General features: G+C 70.8%; 16 protein-coding genes. 6 read left to right on the top strand and 10 right to left on the bottom strand.

The window, feature by feature from the left end; all coding sequences use genetic code 11:
- The first annotated feature begins 43 nt into the window (after nucleotides 1-43).
- Both AB0I81_RS25430 and AB0I81_RS25425 read left to right on the top strand, forming a co-directional pair.
- Nucleotides 44-637, top strand: coding sequence for a GNAT family N-acetyltransferase (locus tag AB0I81_RS25430; protein ID WP_360660909.1), 594 nt, complete (start codon nucleotides 44-46; stop codon nucleotides 635-637).
- A gap of 26 nt (nucleotides 638-663) precedes the next feature.
- Nucleotides 664-1,554, top strand: coding sequence for an alpha/beta fold hydrolase (locus tag AB0I81_RS25425; protein ID WP_360660906.1), 891 nt, complete (start codon nucleotides 664-666; stop codon nucleotides 1,552-1,554).
- 7 nt (nucleotides 1,555-1,561) lie between these two features.
- On the opposite strand, the gene AB0I81_RS25420 is transcribed toward AB0I81_RS25425, so the two are convergent.
- From AB0I81_RS25420 to AB0I81_RS25410, 3 genes are read right to left on the bottom strand one after another with little or no spacing between them, the layout of a single operon-like run.
- Nucleotides 1,562-1,912, bottom strand: coding sequence for a RidA family protein (locus AB0I81_RS25420; RefSeq protein WP_360660904.1), 351 nt, complete (start codon nucleotides 1,910-1,912; stop codon nucleotides 1,562-1,564).
- The gene (locus AB0I81_RS25415) at nucleotides 1,902-2,915 is read right to left on the bottom strand and encodes a threonine/serine dehydratase (RefSeq protein WP_360660901.1); all 1,014 of its coding nucleotides are present in this window, start codon (nucleotides 2,913-2,915) and stop codon (nucleotides 1,902-1,904) included. The genes AB0I81_RS25420 and AB0I81_RS25415 overlap by 11 nt, the downstream gene beginning before the upstream one ends.
- Entirely contained in the window at nucleotides 2,912-4,369 is a 1,458-nt protein-coding gene (locus AB0I81_RS25410; RefSeq protein WP_360660898.1) for an amidohydrolase family protein, read from the bottom strand. The genes AB0I81_RS25415 and AB0I81_RS25410 overlap by 4 nt, the downstream gene beginning before the upstream one ends.
- 85 nt (nucleotides 4,370-4,454) lie before the next feature.
- Here AB0I81_RS25410 and AB0I81_RS25405 point away from each other — a divergent pair, with 85 nt between their 5' ends.
- Nucleotides 4,455-5,477 (top strand): Lrp/AsnC family transcriptional regulator, encoded by a 1,023-nt coding sequence (locus AB0I81_RS25405; RefSeq protein ID WP_360660895.1) that lies wholly within the window; start codon nucleotides 4,455-4,457, stop codon nucleotides 5,475-5,477.
- Nucleotides 5,478-5,610: 133 nt separating this feature from the next.
- Complete coding sequence (locus AB0I81_RS25400; protein ID WP_360660892.1) at nucleotides 5,611-7,140, top strand: AbgT family transporter; 1,530 nt, start codon at nucleotides 5,611-5,613, stop codon at nucleotides 7,138-7,140.
- 96 nt (nucleotides 7,141-7,236) lie between these two features.
- Here AB0I81_RS25400 and AB0I81_RS25395 read toward each other — a convergent pair whose 3' ends face one another.
- From AB0I81_RS25395 to AB0I81_RS25385, 3 genes are all read right to left on the bottom strand, one after another.
- Complete coding sequence (locus AB0I81_RS25395; RefSeq protein WP_360660889.1) at nucleotides 7,237-10,290, bottom strand: BTAD domain-containing putative transcriptional regulator; 3,054 nt, start codon at nucleotides 10,288-10,290, stop codon at nucleotides 7,237-7,239.
- A gap of 196 nt (nucleotides 10,291-10,486) precedes the next feature.
- Entirely contained in the window at nucleotides 10,487-10,633 is a 147-nt protein-coding gene (locus AB0I81_RS25390; RefSeq protein ID WP_360660886.1) for a hypothetical protein, read from the bottom strand.
- A gap of 36 nt (nucleotides 10,634-10,669) precedes the next feature.
- Nucleotides 10,670-10,948 (bottom strand): hypothetical protein, encoded by a 279-nt coding sequence (locus AB0I81_RS25385; RefSeq protein ID WP_360660883.1) that lies wholly within the window; start codon nucleotides 10,946-10,948, stop codon nucleotides 10,670-10,672.
- 509 nt (nucleotides 10,949-11,457) lie between these two features.
- Here AB0I81_RS25385 and AB0I81_RS25380 point away from each other — a divergent pair.
- Complete coding sequence (locus AB0I81_RS25380; protein WP_360660880.1) at nucleotides 11,458-12,246, top strand: hypothetical protein; 789 nt, start codon at nucleotides 11,458-11,460, stop codon at nucleotides 12,244-12,246.
- Nucleotides 12,247-12,307: 61 nt separating this feature from the next.
- On the opposite strand, the gene AB0I81_RS25375 is transcribed toward AB0I81_RS25380, so the two are convergent.
- Entirely contained in the window at nucleotides 12,308-14,713 is a 2,406-nt protein-coding gene (locus AB0I81_RS25375) for a DUF4132 domain-containing protein (RefSeq protein ID WP_360660878.1), read from the bottom strand.
- Nucleotides 14,714-14,849: 136 nt separating this feature from the next.
- Between AB0I81_RS25375 and AB0I81_RS25370 the strand changes: the two genes are divergently transcribed.
- Nucleotides 14,850-15,869 (top strand): helix-turn-helix transcriptional regulator, encoded by a 1,020-nt coding sequence (locus tag AB0I81_RS25370; protein WP_360660875.1) that lies wholly within the window; start codon nucleotides 14,850-14,852, stop codon nucleotides 15,867-15,869.
- An 84-nt stretch (nucleotides 15,870-15,953) separates the two neighbouring features.
- On the opposite strand, the gene AB0I81_RS25365 is transcribed toward AB0I81_RS25370, so the two are convergent.
- The 3 genes from AB0I81_RS25365 to AB0I81_RS25355 all read right to left on the bottom strand — a co-directional run bounded on the left by AB0I81_RS25365 (nucleotide 15,954) and on the right by AB0I81_RS25355 (nucleotide 18,404).
- Complete coding sequence (locus AB0I81_RS25365) at nucleotides 15,954-16,175, bottom strand: hypothetical protein (RefSeq protein WP_360660872.1); 222 nt, start codon at nucleotides 16,173-16,175, stop codon at nucleotides 15,954-15,956.
- Between the two features lie 55 nt (nucleotides 16,176-16,230).
- Nucleotides 16,231-16,674 (bottom strand): DUF6623 family protein, encoded by a 444-nt coding sequence (locus AB0I81_RS25360; protein WP_360660869.1) that lies wholly within the window; start codon nucleotides 16,672-16,674, stop codon nucleotides 16,231-16,233.
- Nucleotides 16,675-17,069: 395 nt separating this feature from the next.
- Complete coding sequence (locus AB0I81_RS25355; protein ID WP_360660867.1) at nucleotides 17,070-18,404, bottom strand: glycerophosphodiester phosphodiesterase family protein; 1,335 nt, start codon at nucleotides 18,402-18,404, stop codon at nucleotides 17,070-17,072.
- Nucleotides 18,405-18,406 lie beyond the last annotated feature (2 nt).

The raw sequence follows: 18,406 nt of genomic DNA, 5'->3' as shown, positions 1-18,406 counted from the left end.
CGCTTTGGCCTGCCAAAATGGCTCCCGGCAATACGATGTACGCATGACAGTTCACACACCCGCCACCGCCGTACGGCAGGCGGCGAAGGCGGACCATCAGGTGGTGCTGGACGTCCTCACCGAGGCGTTCATGCACGACCCGCTCGTCCGCTGGTTCTTCCCCGACCCCGGCCCCCGCGGCCTCCTCCAGCGGCACTTCCACCGCCCCCTGCTCACCCACCCCGCCGCCGAGGTCCACCTCACCGGCGACAACGAGGGCGCCGCGATCTGGCTGGCGCTGTCCGCCGGCCAGGAGCCCCACGCCGAGGAGCCGGAATCGGCCTCGGTCTACGGCGAGAGCGGGCCACGGCTGGCGGCCCTGGGCGAGGCGCTGGCCGTACGGCACCCCGTCGAACCGCACCTCTACCTCCCCTGCATGGGAGTGATCGGCGGCCGGCAGGGCGCGGGCCTCGGCTCGGCGTTGTTGCGGCACCGGCTGGAGCGGGCGGACGCCGACGGCCTCGCCACCTACCTGGAGGCCGGCTCCCCCCGCAGCCGCGCCCTCTACCTGCGGCACGGATTCCAGGACCTCGGCGAGCCGGTACGCGTGGCCGACAGCCCGCTCGTGCAGCCGATGTGGCGACAGCCGCGGCCTTGACCACTTCACCAGCGAAAGGGATGACAATGACGACGAATGACGTGACCGAGGCCCGTGGCACCGACCGGCGCCCGCCGACCCTGGTGTTCGTGCACGGCACCAACTCCTCCTCGACCCTGGCTACCGGCCTGATCAGCGAGCTGACCCTGCGCGGGCACCGGGCCGTGGCCGTGGACCTTCCGGGGCACGGCCGCGACGCGTTCTACCCCCGGTCGTACCAGGCCCCGCAGGACCTCGAAGGGCTGGCCACCGAGCCGTCCCCGCTGTCCAAGATCACTATCGACGACTACGTCGAGCACGTGGTGGACGTGGTGCGCCGCGCCCGGCGGCACGGGCCGGTGATCCTGGCCGGCGCGAGCCAGGGCGGCGTCACCGTGAGCAGGGTCGGCAACGCCATCCCCGAGCTGCTCGAACGGGTGGTCTACGTCGCGGCCTACTGCTGCGTGGACCTGCCCAGCCTGTCGGCCTACCTGGAGACCCCGGAGAACGCCGGCAGCCTGCTCGCCAACGTGACCGGGGCGATCGCCGCCGATCCGGCGGCCCTGGGCGTGGCCAGGGTCAACTGGCGCACGGCCGACCCGGAGCGCATCGACGGCATCAGGGAGTGCCTGGCCGGCGGCTTCACCGACCGGCAGATGGGCCACCTGCTGGCCATGCTGGAGCCGGACGAGACCGCCGCCATTCCCCTGACCGAGGCGAGGGGGCAGGCACACACCTGGGGCCGCATCCCCAGGACGTACGTGCGCTTCACCCTCGACCGGCTGATCCCGCCGGCGCTGCAGGACCGGTTCATCGCGGAGGCCGACCGGCTCACCCCGGACAACCCGACCGACGTACGCAGCGTCGCCGCCCCCCACGTCGGCCCGTTCGACCTGCCCGAACTGGTGGACATCTTCGCCGAACTGGCCGGTCGCTGACCCCGGATCAGGGGGCCTTCACGACGGCGTCGATCTCCACGACGCTGCCGTAGGGCAGCTCGGACACCCCGACGACCGTGCGGGCCGGCCTCGGCTCCGGCCACAGGTCGAGGAACTGCTGGTTGGCCACGTCACGCAGGGCCATGTCGGTGACGAAGTAGGTCAGCTTCACCACGTCCTCCAGGCGCGCGCCGACCGTGGCCATCCGCCGCCGCGCGGTGTCCATCGCCGCGTCCAGCGCCGCCCGCTCACCGCCGACCACGGTGCCGTCCTCCCGCAGCGGCAGCGAGCCGGAGACGAAGACCAGCCCGCAGGCGACCACGGCCGGGCTGTACGGGTGCTGCGGATCACTGCTCATGGAGGGCCTCCTGGCGGGCGGGTCCGGCGAGGATGCCGGCCAGCAGCGGAGGGTTGACGGAGCCGCCGCTCAGGATGGCCACGTGCTTGCCGGTGGTGTCCCCGGCGAGGTAGGCGGCGAAGGTCACCGCGCCGCTGGGCTCGGAGACGAGCCTGGCGTCCAGCGCGAGCCGCCGTACCGCGTCGAGGATCTGCTCCTCGCTGACGGTCACGATCTCGTCGAGGTGGCGGCGGATCCCGTCCCACGGCACGGCGCCCAGGCCGTGGGTGCGCAGGCCGTCCGCCACGGTCCGGTAGGTCTGCTCGGGCTCCCAGGCCAGGCGGCGGCCCTCGCGCAGGCTCTGCTCCGCGTCGGCGGCCAGCTCCGGCTCGACCCCGATCACCCGGGTTTCCGGCCGCAGCGCCTTGACGGCGGTCGCCACCCCGGCGGCCAGGCCGCCGCCGCTGACCGGGACCAGCACCACGTCCGCGTCGGGCAGGTCCTCCATGATCTCCAGGCCCACGGTGCCCTGACCGGCCACGACCTCCGGGTCGTCGAACGGCGGCACCGGCAGGTAGCCGTACTGCTCGGCGAGCACGAAACCGTGCGTGTCGCGCAGGGCCGGGGGCACCAGCACGACCTCGGCGCCCAGCTCCCTGACCACGTCCACCTTGTTCGGCGGCGCGGTGTCCGGCATCACGATCACCGCGCGCAGCCCCAGCCGCCGCGCCAGCCAGGCTACCGAGCGCGCGTGGTTGCCGCTGGAATGCGCGACGATCCCGCGCGCCCGCGCCTCGGGCAGCGACTGCTTGATCTTGTTGTACGCCCCGCGCAGCTTGAAGGCGGCCGTCGGCTGCAGCGACTCCGGCTTGATCCACAGCGGCCTGTCCGGCTCCGCCGGGGAGAAGGGCAACAACGGGGTGCGTACCACCGTGTCGGCGATGCGTTCGGCGGCGGCGCTGATGTCGGCCAGCGTCACCATCTCGGTTGTGCCGATAGCTGTGCCGGTCACTTGCTCGGTCATGCCAGTCGTCCCTTCACGGCCCGGCCGGGCCTCGCTTCCAGCTGCACTTCACCGTCGCGAACCACGAACTCACCGTTCACGAGCAGGTGCTCGACGCCCGTCGATGGGCGGCCGGGCTCGGTGTAGGTGGAGCGGTCGCGTACCGAGTCGAGGTCGAACACCACGAGGTCGGCGTCCGCGCCCACCTGCACCCGGGCCTTGTTCCTGAACTGCGGCGCCACCGCGGACACCACCTCGGCGGGCCGCAGCGTGCACCGCCGCACGGCCTCGATCAGGCTCAGGCGGCCGGAGCCGCGCACCATCGTGGCCAGGAACCGGGAGAACGTCCCGCTCGTACGCGGATGACCGGCCGCCGTGACGGGCAGCGGCCACGTGTCGTCCGGGGCGGCGAACGGGATGGCGTCGGAGGCGATCGCGGTGTCGGGCAGCAGCAGGGCGCGTTCCAGCACCGCCCAGTCGGCCGGGTCGTCCTCGTTCAGGTAGTGGATGGCCACCATCGCGCCCGGGTCGGTGCGCTGGATCTCGCGCAGCCGCTCGGCGTCGCGCGGCCGCTCACCGGTGGCGGCGAGCACCAGGTCGCGCGGCGTGATGCCGAGCCTGGACAGGTTCTCCGGGGACAGGAAGGGCACGCCGATCGTGGTCATGCCGGCGCCGTACGGGTAGGCCTCGGTGGACACCTTCAGCCCGTGCCTGCGCGCCCCGTCCACCACGGCGCCGATCTCGTCGATGGCGCGCAGCGAGGTGCTGTTGATGTGGCACAGGTGCATGTGCGCGCCGGTGCCGGCCGCGGCGGCGACCACCTCGGCGATGCCTTCGAGCGCGGTGCCCGGGTCGTCGGGGTTCTTGAACCGGGCATGCGTGAACGTGGGCACGTCGAGGCTCTGGGCCAGCCGCGCCACCTGGACGTACTCCTTGCGCCCGGTCTGCGGGGCGTATCCCAGCAGCACCCCGATGCCCAGCGCGCCCGCGTGCAGCTGGGTCTCCAGCTCGGCCAGCACCTGGTCGATCTGGGCGGCGGTGGCCTTGTCGCGCCAGTGCGCGCCGCCGCACAACTCGGCGAAGCTCTCCCAGCCGCCATTCGGCTCGGCGCCGTCGAGCACCTTCATCCGCGCCATGGCCCAGGACGCGGAGTAGCCGAAGTTGATCGGGCGGCCCTCTTCGCTCGCGCGCCGGTAGGCCAGTTCCACGGGGGCCGCGCCCGACTCCAGCTCCAGGGCGGTGCTCACGCCGTCCAGGGCCTGCATCCGCAGTGAGCCCACTGTCTGCGCGTGGCTGTGCAGGTCGATGAAGCCGGGTGCGAGCACCCGGCCGGAAATGTCGAGTTCGCGGCGGGCGGGCACCGGCTCCTCGGAGACTGACGTGATCTTGTCGCCCGTGATGGCGACATGGCGGATCGCGTCCAGTCCCGTCTCCGGATCCACCACCCGGGCGCCACGCAACAGTAGGTCATTCACCCGTCAATCATCACGATTGTCCCGAAGCGACGCCTATACTGCCGGAATCCGACATAAAGGGAGCATTGTCGCGATGGAATCCGACATGTTGCGAGAAAACGATCTCGAACTGATCGACGCGCTCCAGCTCAACCCCCGCGCGTCCTGGGCCGAGGTCGGCGCGGTGCTGGGCATGGACCCGGTGACCGCCGCGCGGCGGTGGAAACGGCTGGTGGACGACCGGCTGGCCTGGTGCACGGTCGCCCTGGGCCGCCGCCAGCTGCACACCATGAGCGTGGCCTTCCTGGAGCTGACGTGCGAGGCCGGCGCGGCCGGTCAGGTCGCGGCGGAGCTGGCGCAGCAGCCACACATGATCACCGTGCAGCACATCGCCGGTTCGTACGACCTGTGGACGATCGCGATCGCCCCCGACATGGCCGGCCTGTCGGAATACCTGCTGTCCCAGCTTCCCCGCCAGCCCGGCATCACCCGGGTACGCACCCACATCGCGACCAGGGCGTTCGACCTGAGCATGCGCTGGCGGTTGCGGGTGCTCAACGCCCACCAGGCCGGACGGCTGCGCCCGGCGCGCGGCCCGCACGCGGTGACGCGCCCGATGGACGAGATCGACCGCCGCCTGTTCGTCGCGCTGAGCACGGACGGCCGGCGCAGCTTCGCCGAACTGGAGGACGAACTCGGACTGTCCGCCCGTACGGTGCAGCGCCGGATCAACCGGCTGGAGGCGGTCGGCGACATCACCTTCCGCTGCGACCTGGCCAGGCGGCTGGCGGGCTGGCACAACTCGGCGGTGTTGTGGCTGGCGATGCCGGACGACCACCTGGAGAGCACCGGCGAGCAGCTCCTGACCTGGCCGGAGACCCGTACCTGCGCGGCCGTGGCCGGCCCCAACAACCTGCTGCTGACCGTCGGCCTGCACAGCGTGGCCGACCTGCACGAGCTGGTCACCCGGCTGCGCCACGATTTCCCGCACGCCACGATCGTGGACAGGCAGATGGTGTTGCGCCAGGTCAAGCTGTACGGGCGGGTGCTCGACCCGGTCGGCCGCTGGTCCTCCACGACCCCGCTGGACCTGTGGGCGCTGGGGGCGAACAGCACTGGGCTGCACTGATGTCCGGTTCGTGCATATTGACCGGCAAGGATGACGGTTTCCGGCGAAGGGGGGACCTGTCTGACTGGGCTACCCATACTTCCCCAAATACCTGGCGGCCAAAGCCATCGCTGGCAACGCGAAGGAACCCCTCATGCTGAAGACCGGGCAACCTACGACCCTGGACAGGGTGCTGGGTGGCGTGGAACGGCTGGGCAACAAACTGCCCAACCCGTTCGTCATGTTCATCGGGCTGTTCGTGCTGATCTCGCTCGCCTCGTGGGCCGCCGCGGCCTTCGGCGCCACGGTGCGGCTGCCCGGCGCGGATGAGGCGACGCCGGTCAAGAGCGTCCTGTCCGGCGAGGGCCTGGTGGAACTGCTCGGCTCGGCGGTGGACAACTTCGTGGAGTTCCCGGCTCTCGGCCCGGTGCTGACCGTGGTGCTCGGGGTGGGCGTGGCGCAGGGCACGGGGGCGCTGGAGGCCGCGGTGCGCCTGGCCTTCCACCGGGTGCCGCGCTCGCTGGTGCCGTACGTGGTGGCCTTTGTCGCCTGCCAGGGCCACGTCATGTCGGACGCGTCGTTCCTGGTCATCCCGCCGCTGGCGGCGCTCGTCTTCCGCGCGGTCGGCCGGCATCCGCTGGCCGGGCTCATCGGCGCGTACGCCTGCACCGCCACCGGCTATGGCGGCGGCCTGCTGCTGGGCACGCTGGACGCGAGCCTGGCGGGCATCACCGAGAAGGCCGCGGCCCTGCTGCCGGGCAGCACCGGTTACACCACCAACATCGCGATGAACTACTACTTCGGCGCCGCGGCCGGGCTGGTCCTGCCGATCGTCGGCGGGTTCCTGATCTCCCGCGTGCTGGAGCCCCGGCTGCCGGCCTGGCGGCCCGCCGAGGGCGACGACGACGCGCGGGTGGAGGTGACCAGGCGCGAGCGACGGGCGCTGCTCGTGTCCGGGCTCGTCGTGGTCGGGTTCCTCGCGCTGCTCGTGGTGGCCTGGCTGGTGCCGGGCAGCCCGTTGCAGGGCGAGGGCGGCTCGCTGGTGCCCTCACCCCTGCTGGACAACCTGGTGCCGATCATCGCGCTGGTGTTCTTCCTGTTCGGCTACACCTACGGGCGGGCGGTGAAGCTGGACAAGGACGACCGCAACGTCTACACGCTGATGACCTCGTCGATCAAGGAGATGGCCGGCTTCATCACGCTCATCTTCATCGTCGCCCAGACGCTGAGCGTGTTGTCCTGGAGCGGGCTGGCCACGTTCCTCGCGGTGCAGCTGGCCGACGCCGCCCAGGCCGTGGGGCTGGTCGGATTCCCCGCGCTGGTCTTCCTGATCCTGCTGTCCTCGCTGCTGAACCTGGTGATCACCTCGGGCTCCGGCCTGTGGTCGCTGGAGTCCACGGTGATGGTGCCGGCGCTGATGTTGCTCGGCCTGTCACCGGCCATCATCCAGGCCACGCACCGGATCGGGGACTCCATCACCCAGGCGATCTCCCCCATGCACATCTTCCTGTACTTCATCCTGGCCTCCGCGCAGAAGTACGAGCCCGACCTCAAGCTCGGCACGCTGGTGTCCAGGCTGCTGCCGTTCGTGCCCGCGTTCGGCCTGGTGTGGGCCTGCGTGCTGGCCGTCTTCTACTTCTTCGGCCTGCCGGTCGGCCCCGGCGCGGGCATCCATCTGCCCTGACCGCCGCAAACAGGCATCCATCTTCCCTGACCGCCGCAAACAGGCATCCGTCCGCACCTGAGCGCCGCAAACGGGCATCCGTCCGCACCTGAGCGCCTACAACATGTTGCTGATCTGCCTTGGCATCCGCGGGACGGGCCGCTGCTCGAACAGCTCGTCCGCCTCCGCCCGGGTCAGCAGGCGCGTCTCCAGGAGGGTCGCGAAGCATCTGTGCCAGTCCTGCCTGGCCTCCTCGTGCCGTCCCAGGGCGTGCAGGGTCTGGCCGGACCACCAGGCGGTCACGGCGTAGCCGATGCGGTATCCGGCTTCGCGCAGGAGTGCCAGCGCCACCTGGTGGATGTCGGCCGCCTCCGCGAGACGGCCGGCATGCATGCAGGCGCGGGCCAGGGTCGCGCGGCCCGCGCCCTCCCCGTACAGGGTGCCGGTTCCGCTCCACTCCACGATGGCCGCCCTGGCCTGCGCGATGGCCTCCTCGAACCGCCCCTGCCGGTACAGCAGGTGCACGCGGTTGTTGTAGATGGCGCCCCGTGCGTAACGGTCCTCTGCCTCGTCGGCGATCTCCAGGGCCTGCGCCAGATGCGCCTCGGCGAGGTCGAGCCGCCCGAGCAGGGTGTGGATGATGCCGAGGTTGTTGAGTGCTCCCATCCTGCGGCGCGGCAGGGCGGCCTGGTCCCAGTACACCACGGCCCGTTCCAGGTGACGGATCGCCGCCCCGTAGCGTCCCTGGTCGCGGTACGCCCAGCCCAGGTAGCTCTCCACCTGCGCCCGCCCGGCCCGGTCCCCGCACGTCACGGCCACCTCGATCGCGTCGCGGTGTACTCCGGCCAGGTGCGTGACCCAGCCCCGGTGGTTGAACGGCCAGTGCATCCCGATCGCCAGCCCAATGGCGGTGGCCGGGTCGGCGGAATCGCCCGCCTGGCGGGCCACGGCCAGGAGGTTGTCGCGTTCGGCCTCGGTCCACTCGCCGGCCTCCCGCGCGCTGGTGAACGCGACGCCGGGCTGCTCCGCCTCGTACCCCGGCTGCGGGTCCTCGACGTGCACGAGCCGCGTTGCCGTCTTGACCGAGGCCAGGTAGTGGTGGAGCCCACGGCGGAGCGCGGCCGCACGCTCCGTCGCGGGCAGTTCGTTCGCGGCCCGTTCCTTGGCGTACTGCCGGATGAGGTCGTGGAGACGGTACCGGCCGTGCCCCGCGGGCTCCAGCAGCCGGGCACCGCGCAGCCGTTCGAGCGCCGCCTCCGCGCGTGACTCCGTCCAACCGGCCAGGGCGGCCGTGGCGGCCGGGGTGTGGGCCGGCGTGTCGAGTAGGCCGAGAAGCAGGAGGACGCGGGCGGCGTCGTGCCCGCCGGGCTCCTCGCCCAGATGCCGGTGGCTGACCGCGATGCTGGCACGTACGGCCAGGTCGGCGTATTGCAGGTGGTCCAGGCGCCGGGCCGAGTCGGTGAGGTGAGCGGCGTCGGTGAGGCGGGCCGTGTCGGGAAGGTGGGCCGTGTCGGGAAGGTGGGCCGCGTCGACGAAGCGGGCGGCATCAGTGAGGCGGGCAGCACCGGTGAGGCGGGTGGCATCGGTGAGGCGGGTGGCAAGGTCGGACAGCCGCCAGTCCGGCCGTGCCGCGAGGCGGGCGCCGGCGATCCGGACGGCCAGGGGGAGGCCGCCGCACAGCGCGGCGATCTTCGTGGCGGCCTCAGGCTCCTGCTGGACCCGGGCGGGACCCGCGATCCTGGCCAGCAGCGTGACGGCATCGCCGTCGGCGAGCCCGGCCAGGTGCAGGTGGCGGGCATTGTCGAGGCTGGTCAGCGCGTCGCGGCTGGTGATGACGGTTCGGCAGCGCGCGCCCATCGGGACGAGCGGCCGCACCTGGCCGGCGTCGAGCGCGTTGTCGAGGATGACGAGCAGTTCACTCACCGCAGTGAGCGAGCGATAGCGGGCTATCGCCTCCTCCAGCTCGGCCGGTACGGCGGATCCGTCCAGCCCCAGCGAACGCAGCAGGAGGCCCAGGGCGTCGAGCACCGGCCGCGGCCGCAGCCCCGGGGTCGCGCCGTTCAGGTTGACGTAGACGACACCGTCGCGGAACCGTCCGGCCATCGCGTACGCGACGTGAACGGCCAGCGCCGACTTGCCCACACCGCCGGGCCCGTCAACCACCGCCGCTCCTGCTTCCTGGCTCAGCAACGCCTCCCGCAACCAGGCCACCTCCGCATGGCGGGCGGTGAACGACCCGGTGTCGGCGGGTAACTCGGCGCGAACGATCGCGCCGGACCCCAGCACGGCGGCACGCTCCAATGCGGGGTCCCTCATGCCAGCCCGCAGCACGGCGGCGCGCTCCAGCGCGGGATCCCTCATGCCAGCCCGCAGCACGGCGGCGCGCTCCAGCGCAGAGTCCCTCGTCCCAGCTCGCAGCGCGGCGGTGCGCTCCAGCGCGGGATCCCTGCCGAGGATGGCCTGCTGCAGCCGGCTCAGCCGCGCGCCCGGCTCGACACCGAGCTCCTCCACCAGGACACCGCGGCCCTCCTGGTAGACCGCGAGCGCTTCCGACTGCCGTTCCGCCCGATAGAGCGCCAGCATCAGCTGGGCGCGGGGGCCCTCCCGCAGCGGGTGGGCCCGGACATGCGAGGCCAGGTCGGCCACCACCGCGTGGTGCTCCCCCGCGGCCAGCCGCAGGTCGATGTGCTCCTCGAAGACCGACAGGCGCTCCTCCTCCAGCCGCCTGGACTCGATCTGCGCCCACGCGTCGGTCAGCTCACCCAGGGCACGCCCCCGCCACAGGGCCAGCGCCCGCCGGTACAGCCGGTCGGCCGTGCCCGACTCGCCCCGCTCGCGCGCCAGCCGCGCCTGGCGGGCCAGCTGCGTGAAGTTGTGCGCGTCCACCTGATCGCGCGGCACGTCCAGCAGGTAGCCGCCGGCCACGGTCGCGATGGTCTGGGGGGTGAGCGCGTCCCGCAGCTTCGACACCACGATGTGCAGCTGCTTGGCGGCCGTGGCGGTCGAGGTCTGTCCCCAGACGTCGGCGACGAGCTGACGCGCGGCGACGGGCCGGCCGGCATCCAGCGCCAGCCGCGTCAGGACGGCGACGCGGCGGCGGCCCACCAGGCGTACCGGTCGCCCATCCGCCCTGACCTCCCAGGGCCCGAGGAATGCGATCTCCAGTGTCATCAGGGAGAGGAGTCTAGGAAGGGCCGGTATACCGCCAGTATGTCCGTGCCGGGGGGCGCGTTCCGGACCTGTTAATGTCTCGGCCATGGTCCACAAGTTCGTCCGGCTCCGGACTGTCTGAGACGGTGTGCCGCGCCGGCTGAGCACGGACCCCCCCCCGTTCCATACCGGGATCATCCCTGTTGCCGCCCACGGCCTACCCGATGGGGACGGCCGAGATCGTGAACGGAAGCTCAGCCCGTCCACCGGTCTGCCCGGTGTTGTACCGGCTGTTGACCACCGGCAGCCGCTCACGTACCACCCGCGCGGTGCTGGGGTGCGCGAAGCCCGGATGGTCGATCACCGACTCCGCCTCGACGGCACCGAATGGCTCCCCGGTTCATCGTCGCAGGCGTCGTAGCGACACTCGCCCTCCTACGATGGCGATCAGCCCCACTTGGACGACGAACAACACCAGTGCGATCAGCCCCGACAGGGCGGACATCTCTTCTTCCGAAAGCCCGCCACCACACTCCGTTATGTTGCCGCCCTCATACAGAACGACACAGATGTTTCCCATGATCGCGGAAACGATGAACCAATTGACAAGCAGAAGAGGAATCGCACCCAGGATAATGATCTTCCTCGTGCGATTCGAATGGCTACGCGCGGAGTTCATGTCCGCCGCCGCCGAAGCTGGCCCTGCCGCCCATCGAAACACTCAAGCATAAGCGAGGGAGCCCGACAAGGCCCTCGTGTGTCGTTCCATCCGGGTGGAACGGGGTCACTCGTTGCTCAACCCGCATAAATATGACGCCACTAATCGGAGGCTTCAGATGGCGAAGCTCAAATGCAAGTGCGGAACCATTCTCCGCGACGACGACCCGGGCTACAGCCTTCTGTTGCTCAGCGAAGCTGAATATCTTGGGATCCGCCATGAGTGACTCCGTGAGGCTCTGACGCTCGGTCCACGCGTCACCGAGCGCGGTTCGATCCGTTCGAGCGGGATCGACTGGGCCCGGGTCGGGAACCGCCACCAGTCCGGCCGAGCCTCGCCGCTGAAAGTTTCCCCAGCCGCAGCCCTTCCACCAGCGCCGTTATCAGTGGCCGCCGCCACGTCCCCTCTCTTGGGCGCCGGATGGCGTACCTTACTCCCGCTCACCCACCTCCGCGTCAATGGGAGTCTTCGTGCGTACATGGCTGGTCCGCGCCGTTGTGTCCTTCCTGTTGGTTCCGCTGACGGCCGCTCCGGCGGCGGCCTCCGGCCCGGCGGGGACGGACGCGCGTACGTGCGCGAAGGCGAACCTGCTGTTCTGCGAGGACTTCCAGGCCATGCCGGTCGGCGGCGCGAGCAGTCTCCGCTGGGGAATCGACACCAAGCACGGCACGCTGACCGTCGAGCGCGCCGGGCGATGGGGGCAGAAGGTGCTGCGGGTGCACACCGAGGGCAACGGCCGGGCGTTTCTGAAGGTGGACGACTTCGCCGCGCCGGGCAACAGCTTCTACGGGCGTCTGCGGTTGCGGGCCGGCGCGTTCCCGACCGCCCCGGACTGGGCGCACTACACGCTGGTCGAGGCGACCGGCGACGGGCCCGAGATCGTTCGTCCGCTCGGCGGCCAGTACGCCCCGCCGCCCCACGGAGGAGCCGCGTACTGGGGCGTCGGGGCGGACGGCGGTCCCACCGGGGACTGGACCAACTGGCGTACCACCGCGCCGTCCGTCGCCGGGGCCTGGACCTGCGTGGAGTGGCACATGGACGCCGGCGACAACCGGGTCTCGTTGTGGTTCGACGGGGTGGCCAAGCCGGAGCTCACTGTGTCCACCCGGGAGCACGGCGGCAACCCGGTGGACTTCGTCTTCCCGCGGTTCGACACGGTCAAGCTGGGCTGGCAGCTCTACCAGGCGAACCCGACCCCCTCCGGCTACGACGTGTGGATGGACGACATCGCGCTGAGCAGCCGGAGGGTGGGCTGCTGAGGTGTGACCGGCTGCTGCCGGGGGCCCGTGGTCCAGGCCAAGGGAGAGTGACGACCCCGGGCTAGGGAGCGACGAGCTGGCGGGTGATCGTGGGATCGCTGATCCTGGTGTCGTCCGCCAGCAGGAACGCCTTCGACAGGATGATCGACAACATGCCGCCGTCCTCCTCGAACGGCAGGAACACCGAGGCGGCGGCGCTGTCGTGTCCTGGGACGATGCACAGGTAGGCGTCGTTCGGCTCCATCAGGATGTTGCCCGAGCCCAGATGGATCCGGTACGTGCGCAGTCGCCCCCGCACGCGCAGGAACCGGTCGGTCAGCTCCAGCCGGTCGGCGATCTTCAGCCGGGGCAACAACCGGGCCAGCGCGTCACGCCGCGTGCGGGCGGTCTCGCTCAGTTCGCCGAACCCGTACGACCGCCAGTAACCGTCGTACCCGGCCGCCGCCTGCTGGTCGAGCCCCAGGGATCCGACCCCCACGGCGAGGTCGGCGTCGCGCAGCAGTTCCGACAACACCAGCGGCGGAACCTCGGTGAGCGGCGCGTCGCCGGGGAAGTTCGCGTGGCGGAACCGGATCGCGTCGGTGGCGGCGCGGGAGGCGGTGCCGTAGGCGTCCTGCTGGGGGTCGGAGGCGACCTGCATGCCCCAGCTCGCCTGCCAGCCGGCGAGCGTCTTGACGGCCTCCCCGACGTCGCCGCCGCCCTCGTAGTCCCAGTGACCGATCGACAACCCGCTCCAGCCGCGCTGTTCCAGCAGCGCCTTCGCCTGCCCGTAGCGTACGAGGTGGCCCTTGAAACGGTCGGAGTAGGTGCGGGTGCGCTCCTCGGCCGGGGTGAGCAGGTAGATCTCGCGGAACGCCTGCTTGAACGGTTGCCTGAGCCCTCGTTCCAGCAGGTGGTCGCGCCAGCCGCGTACCCCGTCGGCGTTCTCCTGGATCGGGTGCCACAACCGGACGGGCGTGCCGGCGTCCGGGCGGGGCACGGAAGCGCCGCCCGCGTCGGCCAGTGTCCAGCCGTCGCCGCTCCTGACCGGCAGTCCGGCGAACCCGCCGGGGAGCCGCCAGATGAGGGCGCGCGTGTAGGGGCCGGTGACCGGGTGATCGAAGAAGTACTGCTCGACTTCCCCCCAGGACAGCTCGCGTTCGACGATGAGCATCTGCTCCAGGCGCAACCGCTCGGCGGCCTGCGTACGTTTGAGGTCCTTCAACGTGGCCTTGAGATCGGCGAGCACCGGATCCTTATGGATGGCCTGGGGCGCCGACTTGACGACGCGTCCGGACGCGTTGACGAACCGCAGCACCGGCCCGGCCACGTCGAGCCTGACCACACAGTCGCCGGCCTGCTCCTCCCTGACCCCGTCGGGGCCGAGCCCGAAGGCGGGGACCGTACGGTCGACCAGCTGTTCGTGACTCAGCCCTTCCTGTACGGCCACCGCGTCGAGGGCGTCGGACGCCTTCGCCAGCAGGGCGGGCCTGCGCAGCTTGGCCCGCACGCGCGCGAGCACGCCCACCGTGTCGAGGCCGCCCCGCTTGGCCAGCGCGTTCAGCGCGGCGTTGGCCAGCCTCTCGTTGCGGCAGACGGCGGCGCCGCCGGTGCCGTTGCGCCCGATGCCGCAGTTCATGGCGACGTCGCCGAGCAGCGTGGACACCCAGGGCGCGTCGATCACCTCGCAGGTCCACAACATGCCGCGCAGCGGGAGCACGGTGTGGCTCGCGAGGAAGACCCTGCCGCCGGGCTCGCGGCTCTCGCGGTGGGTGGCCAAACGGGAGAGGATCTCGCGCAGCACCGCCACGCCGTCGTCGGTGAGCAGCGTACGGACCCTGGCCAGCCAGGGTTCGCTGGGCCTGTTGGCCTTGGCCTTGCGCCAGTGCTTCAGCAGCGGCAGCACGGCGGGATGAGTCAGCCGGTCGGCGTACTTCCCCGCCATGGCACGGGCGATGGGGTCGCCGTCCCACACCAGGCTGCGCACGATCCCGGCCGCTCCGTGCTCCCTGGGCTCGGTCAGTACGCGCCACAGGTCCTTGCGTAACGCGGCCCGGCCGGGGCTGTGGTGGGCCGGGTGCCACGGCGGCACGTCACCGAGGATCTGACGGCGCTCGGGGTATTCGAGGGTCGCGATGGCCGCCAGCGGAATCCGGTACACCTCGGCGTGGCTGGTCTGCCCCCTGCTCGACAGCCAGTCGGCGATCTCCCACAGAGAGCGCGTGTCCTCGAACGTCCAGGGAATGTCGCCGCCGGCCACCTCGCGCACCAGCCGGAGCACCTCCTCGGGGTACTCCTCGCCGTCCTTGCCGCCCAGGCCGAGCCGCAGCTGCGCCCACAGGCCGTACACCCTGCGCCCGGTTTCGTCGGTGCCGGGCCGCCCGCCCGCGTCATACCGGGCGAGCAGCTCGCGCGGCAACTCTCTGATGTAGCGGTCGATCAGGTAGCTCTGGGACGGGGGGAAGATGTCGAGGACACCCGTGGCCATGGGGGGACTCCATTGTTGTCGGCGATCAACGTGACGGGCCATAGTTATCAACGGGCACCGACATTTGGCCTCACTCGCGGAGCCGGCCATGGAAATTCGCTGGCCTGCGCGACACGCTCCGCCCCACACTGGAACCGTGATTACGGAGTGTGTCCGGCTGTATCGGGATCTGTGTGCGGCGATGGTCCCCGGCGCCGGCATGGAGGCGGTGGCGGCGGAGTTGTCACGGGTGATCGCGCCCGTGGTGCCGCACGACGCGTTGCGCTGCGGGACGAGCAATCCGTCGGCGGGCCCGAGCATCACCACGCTGGCGTTCTGGCACGGGTACACCCCCGATCTCGGCCGCGAACTGCTCAGACCCGACCGGGTCGGGGAGTACCTGGGCGAACTGGCCCATCTGGCGCGGCGGCAGGTCCCTGTGACGGTGGCCCGGCGGCCGCGGCCGGGCATGCGGGACCGGTTGCTGGACGAGCACGGCGCCGGCGAGGAGTTGTGCCTGGCGCTGCGGTCGGCGCGGGGCGTGTGGGGCGTGCTCTGCCTGATGCGGGCGGCGGACCGCCGTCCGTTCGACGAGGCCGACGCGCGCCGGCTGGCAGGCGTCGGGCCCGCCCTGGTCGATGCGTTCCGCACCTATGTGACGGCCCCGCCGGCCGGTTCCTCTCTGCCCGAGCCACCGCCGGGCATGCTCATCGTCGGGGCCGACAACCGGATCAAGACGATGACGCCGCAGGCGGTGCCGTGGTTGGAGGCGATGAGAACGCACCTGGCCGTACCCGATTGGCTGGCCGACTGCTCGTTCTCGAGCCTGGCGGCGGCGGCGCGCGAGCAGCCGCGGCACCTGCGACTGTGCGTCCCCTCGGTCGGATGCGGCTGGTGGACCACGATCGAGGCCCAGCGGCTCGGCGACGACGGCGACGTGGCGGTCATGATCCAGCGCGCGAGCGGCAAGGCGCTGATGCCCTCGTTCTGCGACTGGTACGGGGTCACCGCCCGCGAACGGCAGATCATGCAGCACCTCTACAGCGGGTCGGCGCCCAAGCAGATCGCCCGCGTGCTCGACCTGTCCGTCTACACGGTCGGCGACCATCTCAAGGCTCTGTTCCGCAAGACGGGCACGAGCGGACGCGACGAACTCATCGCCTCCCTCAACAGGTGATGCCACCGCACCGGTCACCGGCCCCGAACCCACCGCGGGGTGCCGGGGCCGGTGTTCGGCGAAGCGTTCTCTCAGAACGGCCGGTCAGGGAGTGGTGAAGAGCCACCATTGGGGGGTGCCGTTCTGCGCGCAGAAATACGACACCCATTGACCGGCCTGCTGCCCTTGGTTGCCGGCCACCCAGCAGACCTCGAAGCTGGCGTAAGGGCCGTACACGGACTGGGCCGTCGCGGGAGCGACGCCGGTGCCCAGCACCAGGCAGGCGGCGCTGACGAGACCGGCGAGCAGACGGGCTCGGTAACTCATATTCGTTTCCTTTCGGCGGTGAATTCGTTCTCGCGAATTCCGGGAGCGGGCGGGGTCAGATGTTGTGCGAGAAGTCCCCGCCGTAGCCCGCGATGAAGACGTGGCTGTCGATCTGACCGGCGGCGAAGAACATCGAGATCCCGCATCCGAATCCGATGCCGTCGCGGCCCACGTTGAAGACGTTGTTCGCGCTCAGAACGTGCACGTGATCGCCTTCGATGCCGAGGTTGTCCCTGGCCAGGATGCGGTTCGGGCCGTCCCAGACGTGCACGTGGAGGAGTGAGCTGGTCTCCCGCGCGTGGAAGAGGATGAGCACCCTGTCGAGGGTCGCGCGGCGGTTCTCGACGAGGACGGGGGTGGGAATGGCCAGGTGGATCCAGTCGCCTCCGTTCGCCGGGAGCGAGAAGGTCACGCCGAATCCCTGGCGTAGGGCGCTGGTGGCGGGGTTCTCGGCCACGGCTCCGAAGCCGTGCTGCCATGACGCGTACGTTTTCGCCATTGTCTTTCTCCTTGCGGTTCCGGCCCGGTTGTTGATTTGGCGACGCCCCGGATTCCGGGCCTGCCCAACAATAAAATCCCTTGGCCAAAACTTGACATCCCTAAAGCTAGGGATGCGCATTTCCCATAAAACACACATCTATGGGGAGAAATGCCGCGAAATTCCGAGCTGACGAAAGTCTCTCCCGGGTCGGGGCATAAGGCGGGCTCTGGTCATCGGCTGGGGCAGAGCACGGCTTCGGCGGCCGCGGGAGTCGTCGCCGCAGGTCCGCGGGAACCAGCTTGCCCTGGCTGAGTGCGCGGTGGAGATGGCCCGCGGGCTCGGCCGACTTCCTGATTGCTTGCCGGAAGTCTCCGGGCTCGGCCGGGCCATACCCCTTCCATAGGGGCGTTGGGTCAGGATGCGAGGTAGGAGTACACGTCCTCCATGACCCGGTTGGCGTTGTACAGGTAGACGTGGTCGGTGACCGTGTTGGCGAGCACCCCGGCGGTCAGCCCATTGAAGTGCGCGTTAGGACGGTCGGTGCCGGGGGCGACGTAGACCTTGTAGAAGCTGCCCGGCTCGATGACGGCGCCGTCGCCCACCCGCAGGAGGGTGTTGCCGAACTCGCGCAGGGTGTAGCCCTTGAGGTCGATCGGCCTGCCGGTGGTGTTGCGGAGTGCGACGTACTCGCCCCCGTCGGGCTCGACGTCGTTGCCGTCCGGGTTGTACACGACGCTGTCGATGACGACGCCGGGGTTCCTGCGCAGCGGCTCCCGGCCGGCGAGCACGGCCTTGGCGATGTCCGGCACGTTGGTGAACACGTAGTCGTAGCCCTGGTGCTCGATCATGCCCAGGATCGACGGGCCGTCCTCGACCTCGCTGACGACCTCCAGCCCGAACGACTTCACCCGGGCGACCTGGGAGGCGGTGGTCTGGACCGGGTTGCCGGCGATCGCGCTGGTCCAGGTGGCGAGCTCGGTGAGCACCTCGTCGGTCGCCGTCATGAACGGGTAGCCGCTGCGGAGCAGCAGCGTGGGCACCTCGGGCAGCAGCGCGTGGAACTGGCGCAGCGCGGCTTCGTCGAAGGACTGGACCCAGATCTGCGGAGCGCCGTTCCTGGCCTTGAGATCGCGGGTGTAACCCCAGGCGCGAAGCTCCCGCACCAGGTTCTCCACCATGCCGGGGTAGAGGGTCGGCGACTTGAGCTCGGGCGCGAGGCCCGCTCGGCCGTTGGTGAGCTGGAACCACTCGCGCAGGGTGGGGACGCGCTGCCCGGCGAAGGCGGGGTCCCACCACGAGCCGGCGTCGAGCCGCTTGATCTCGGCCAGGGTGAAGTCGATGACGTTCCACGGGGCGCGGTCGGGGAAGAGCTCCTCGACGTTCGTCGTACGCGCGAGGGTGTTGTCGTGGATGACCACGAGCACGCCGTCCTTGGTCTGGGCCAGGTCACCTTCCAGGACGTCGGCGCCGTCGGCCAGGGCCCGCTTGTACGCCGCGGCGGTCTCCTCCGGCGCGTTCTTCGAGGCGCCCCGGTGCGACCAGATCACCGGCCCGCCCCTGCGCCCGTGCGTGCCGGTGGCAGACGCGGGCGTCGTCGCGGGCGTCGTCGCGGGCGTCGTCGCAGGTGCCATTGCAGGTGCCGTTGCGGCGTCCACGGGAGAAGGCTGGGCGGCGACGAGCATCGCCGCCACGGCGGCCGGTGCGGTCATCAGGACGAGCGCCGATCGGATGAAACCTGGAAGTCGCATGG

The sequence above is a fragment of the Nonomuraea sp. NPDC050404 genome (genome assembly GCF_040655495.1).
GTDB lineage: Bacteria > Actinomycetota > Actinomycetes > Streptosporangiales > Streptosporangiaceae > Nonomuraea.
This window is presented reverse-complemented; position numbering and strand designations above follow the sequence as displayed.

Coding starts and splice junctions, on each gene's coding strand:
- AB0I81_RS25430 (WP_360660909.1), top strand. CDS start 44: ATGACAGTTCACACACCCGCCACCGCCGTACGGCAGGCGGCGAAGGCG.
- AB0I81_RS25425 (WP_360660906.1), top strand. CDS start 664: ATGACGACGAATGACGTGACCGAGGCCCGTGGCACCGACCGGCGCCCG.
- AB0I81_RS25420 (WP_360660904.1), bottom strand. CDS start 1,912: ATGAGCAGTGATCCGCAGCACCCGTACAGCCCGGCCGTGGTCGCCTGC.
- AB0I81_RS25415 (WP_360660901.1), bottom strand. CDS start 2,915: ATGACCGAGCAAGTGACCGGCACAGCTATCGGCACAACCGAGATGGTG.
- AB0I81_RS25405 (WP_360660895.1), top strand. CDS start 4,455: ATGTTGCGAGAAAACGATCTCGAACTGATCGACGCGCTCCAGCTCAAC.
- AB0I81_RS25400 (WP_360660892.1), top strand. CDS start 5,611: ATGCTGAAGACCGGGCAACCTACGACCCTGGACAGGGTGCTGGGTGGC.
- AB0I81_RS25395 (WP_360660889.1), bottom strand. CDS start 10,290: ATGACACTGGAGATCGCATTCCTCGGGCCCTGGGAGGTCAGGGCGGAT.
- AB0I81_RS25385 (WP_360660883.1), bottom strand. CDS start 10,948: ATGAACTCCGCGCGTAGCCATTCGAATCGCACGAGGAAGATCATTATC.
- AB0I81_RS25375 (WP_360660878.1), bottom strand. CDS start 14,713: ATGGCCACGGGTGTCCTCGACATCTTCCCCCCGTCCCAGAGCTACCTG.
- AB0I81_RS25365 (WP_360660872.1), bottom strand. CDS start 16,175: ATGAGTTACCGAGCCCGTCTGCTCGCCGGTCTCGTCAGCGCCGCCTGC.
- AB0I81_RS25360 (WP_360660869.1), bottom strand. CDS start 16,674: ATGGCGAAAACGTACGCGTCATGGCAGCACGGCTTCGGAGCCGTGGCC.
- AB0I81_RS25355 (WP_360660867.1), bottom strand. CDS start 18,404: ATGCGACTTCCAGGTTTCATCCGATCGGCGCTCGTCCTGATGACCGCA.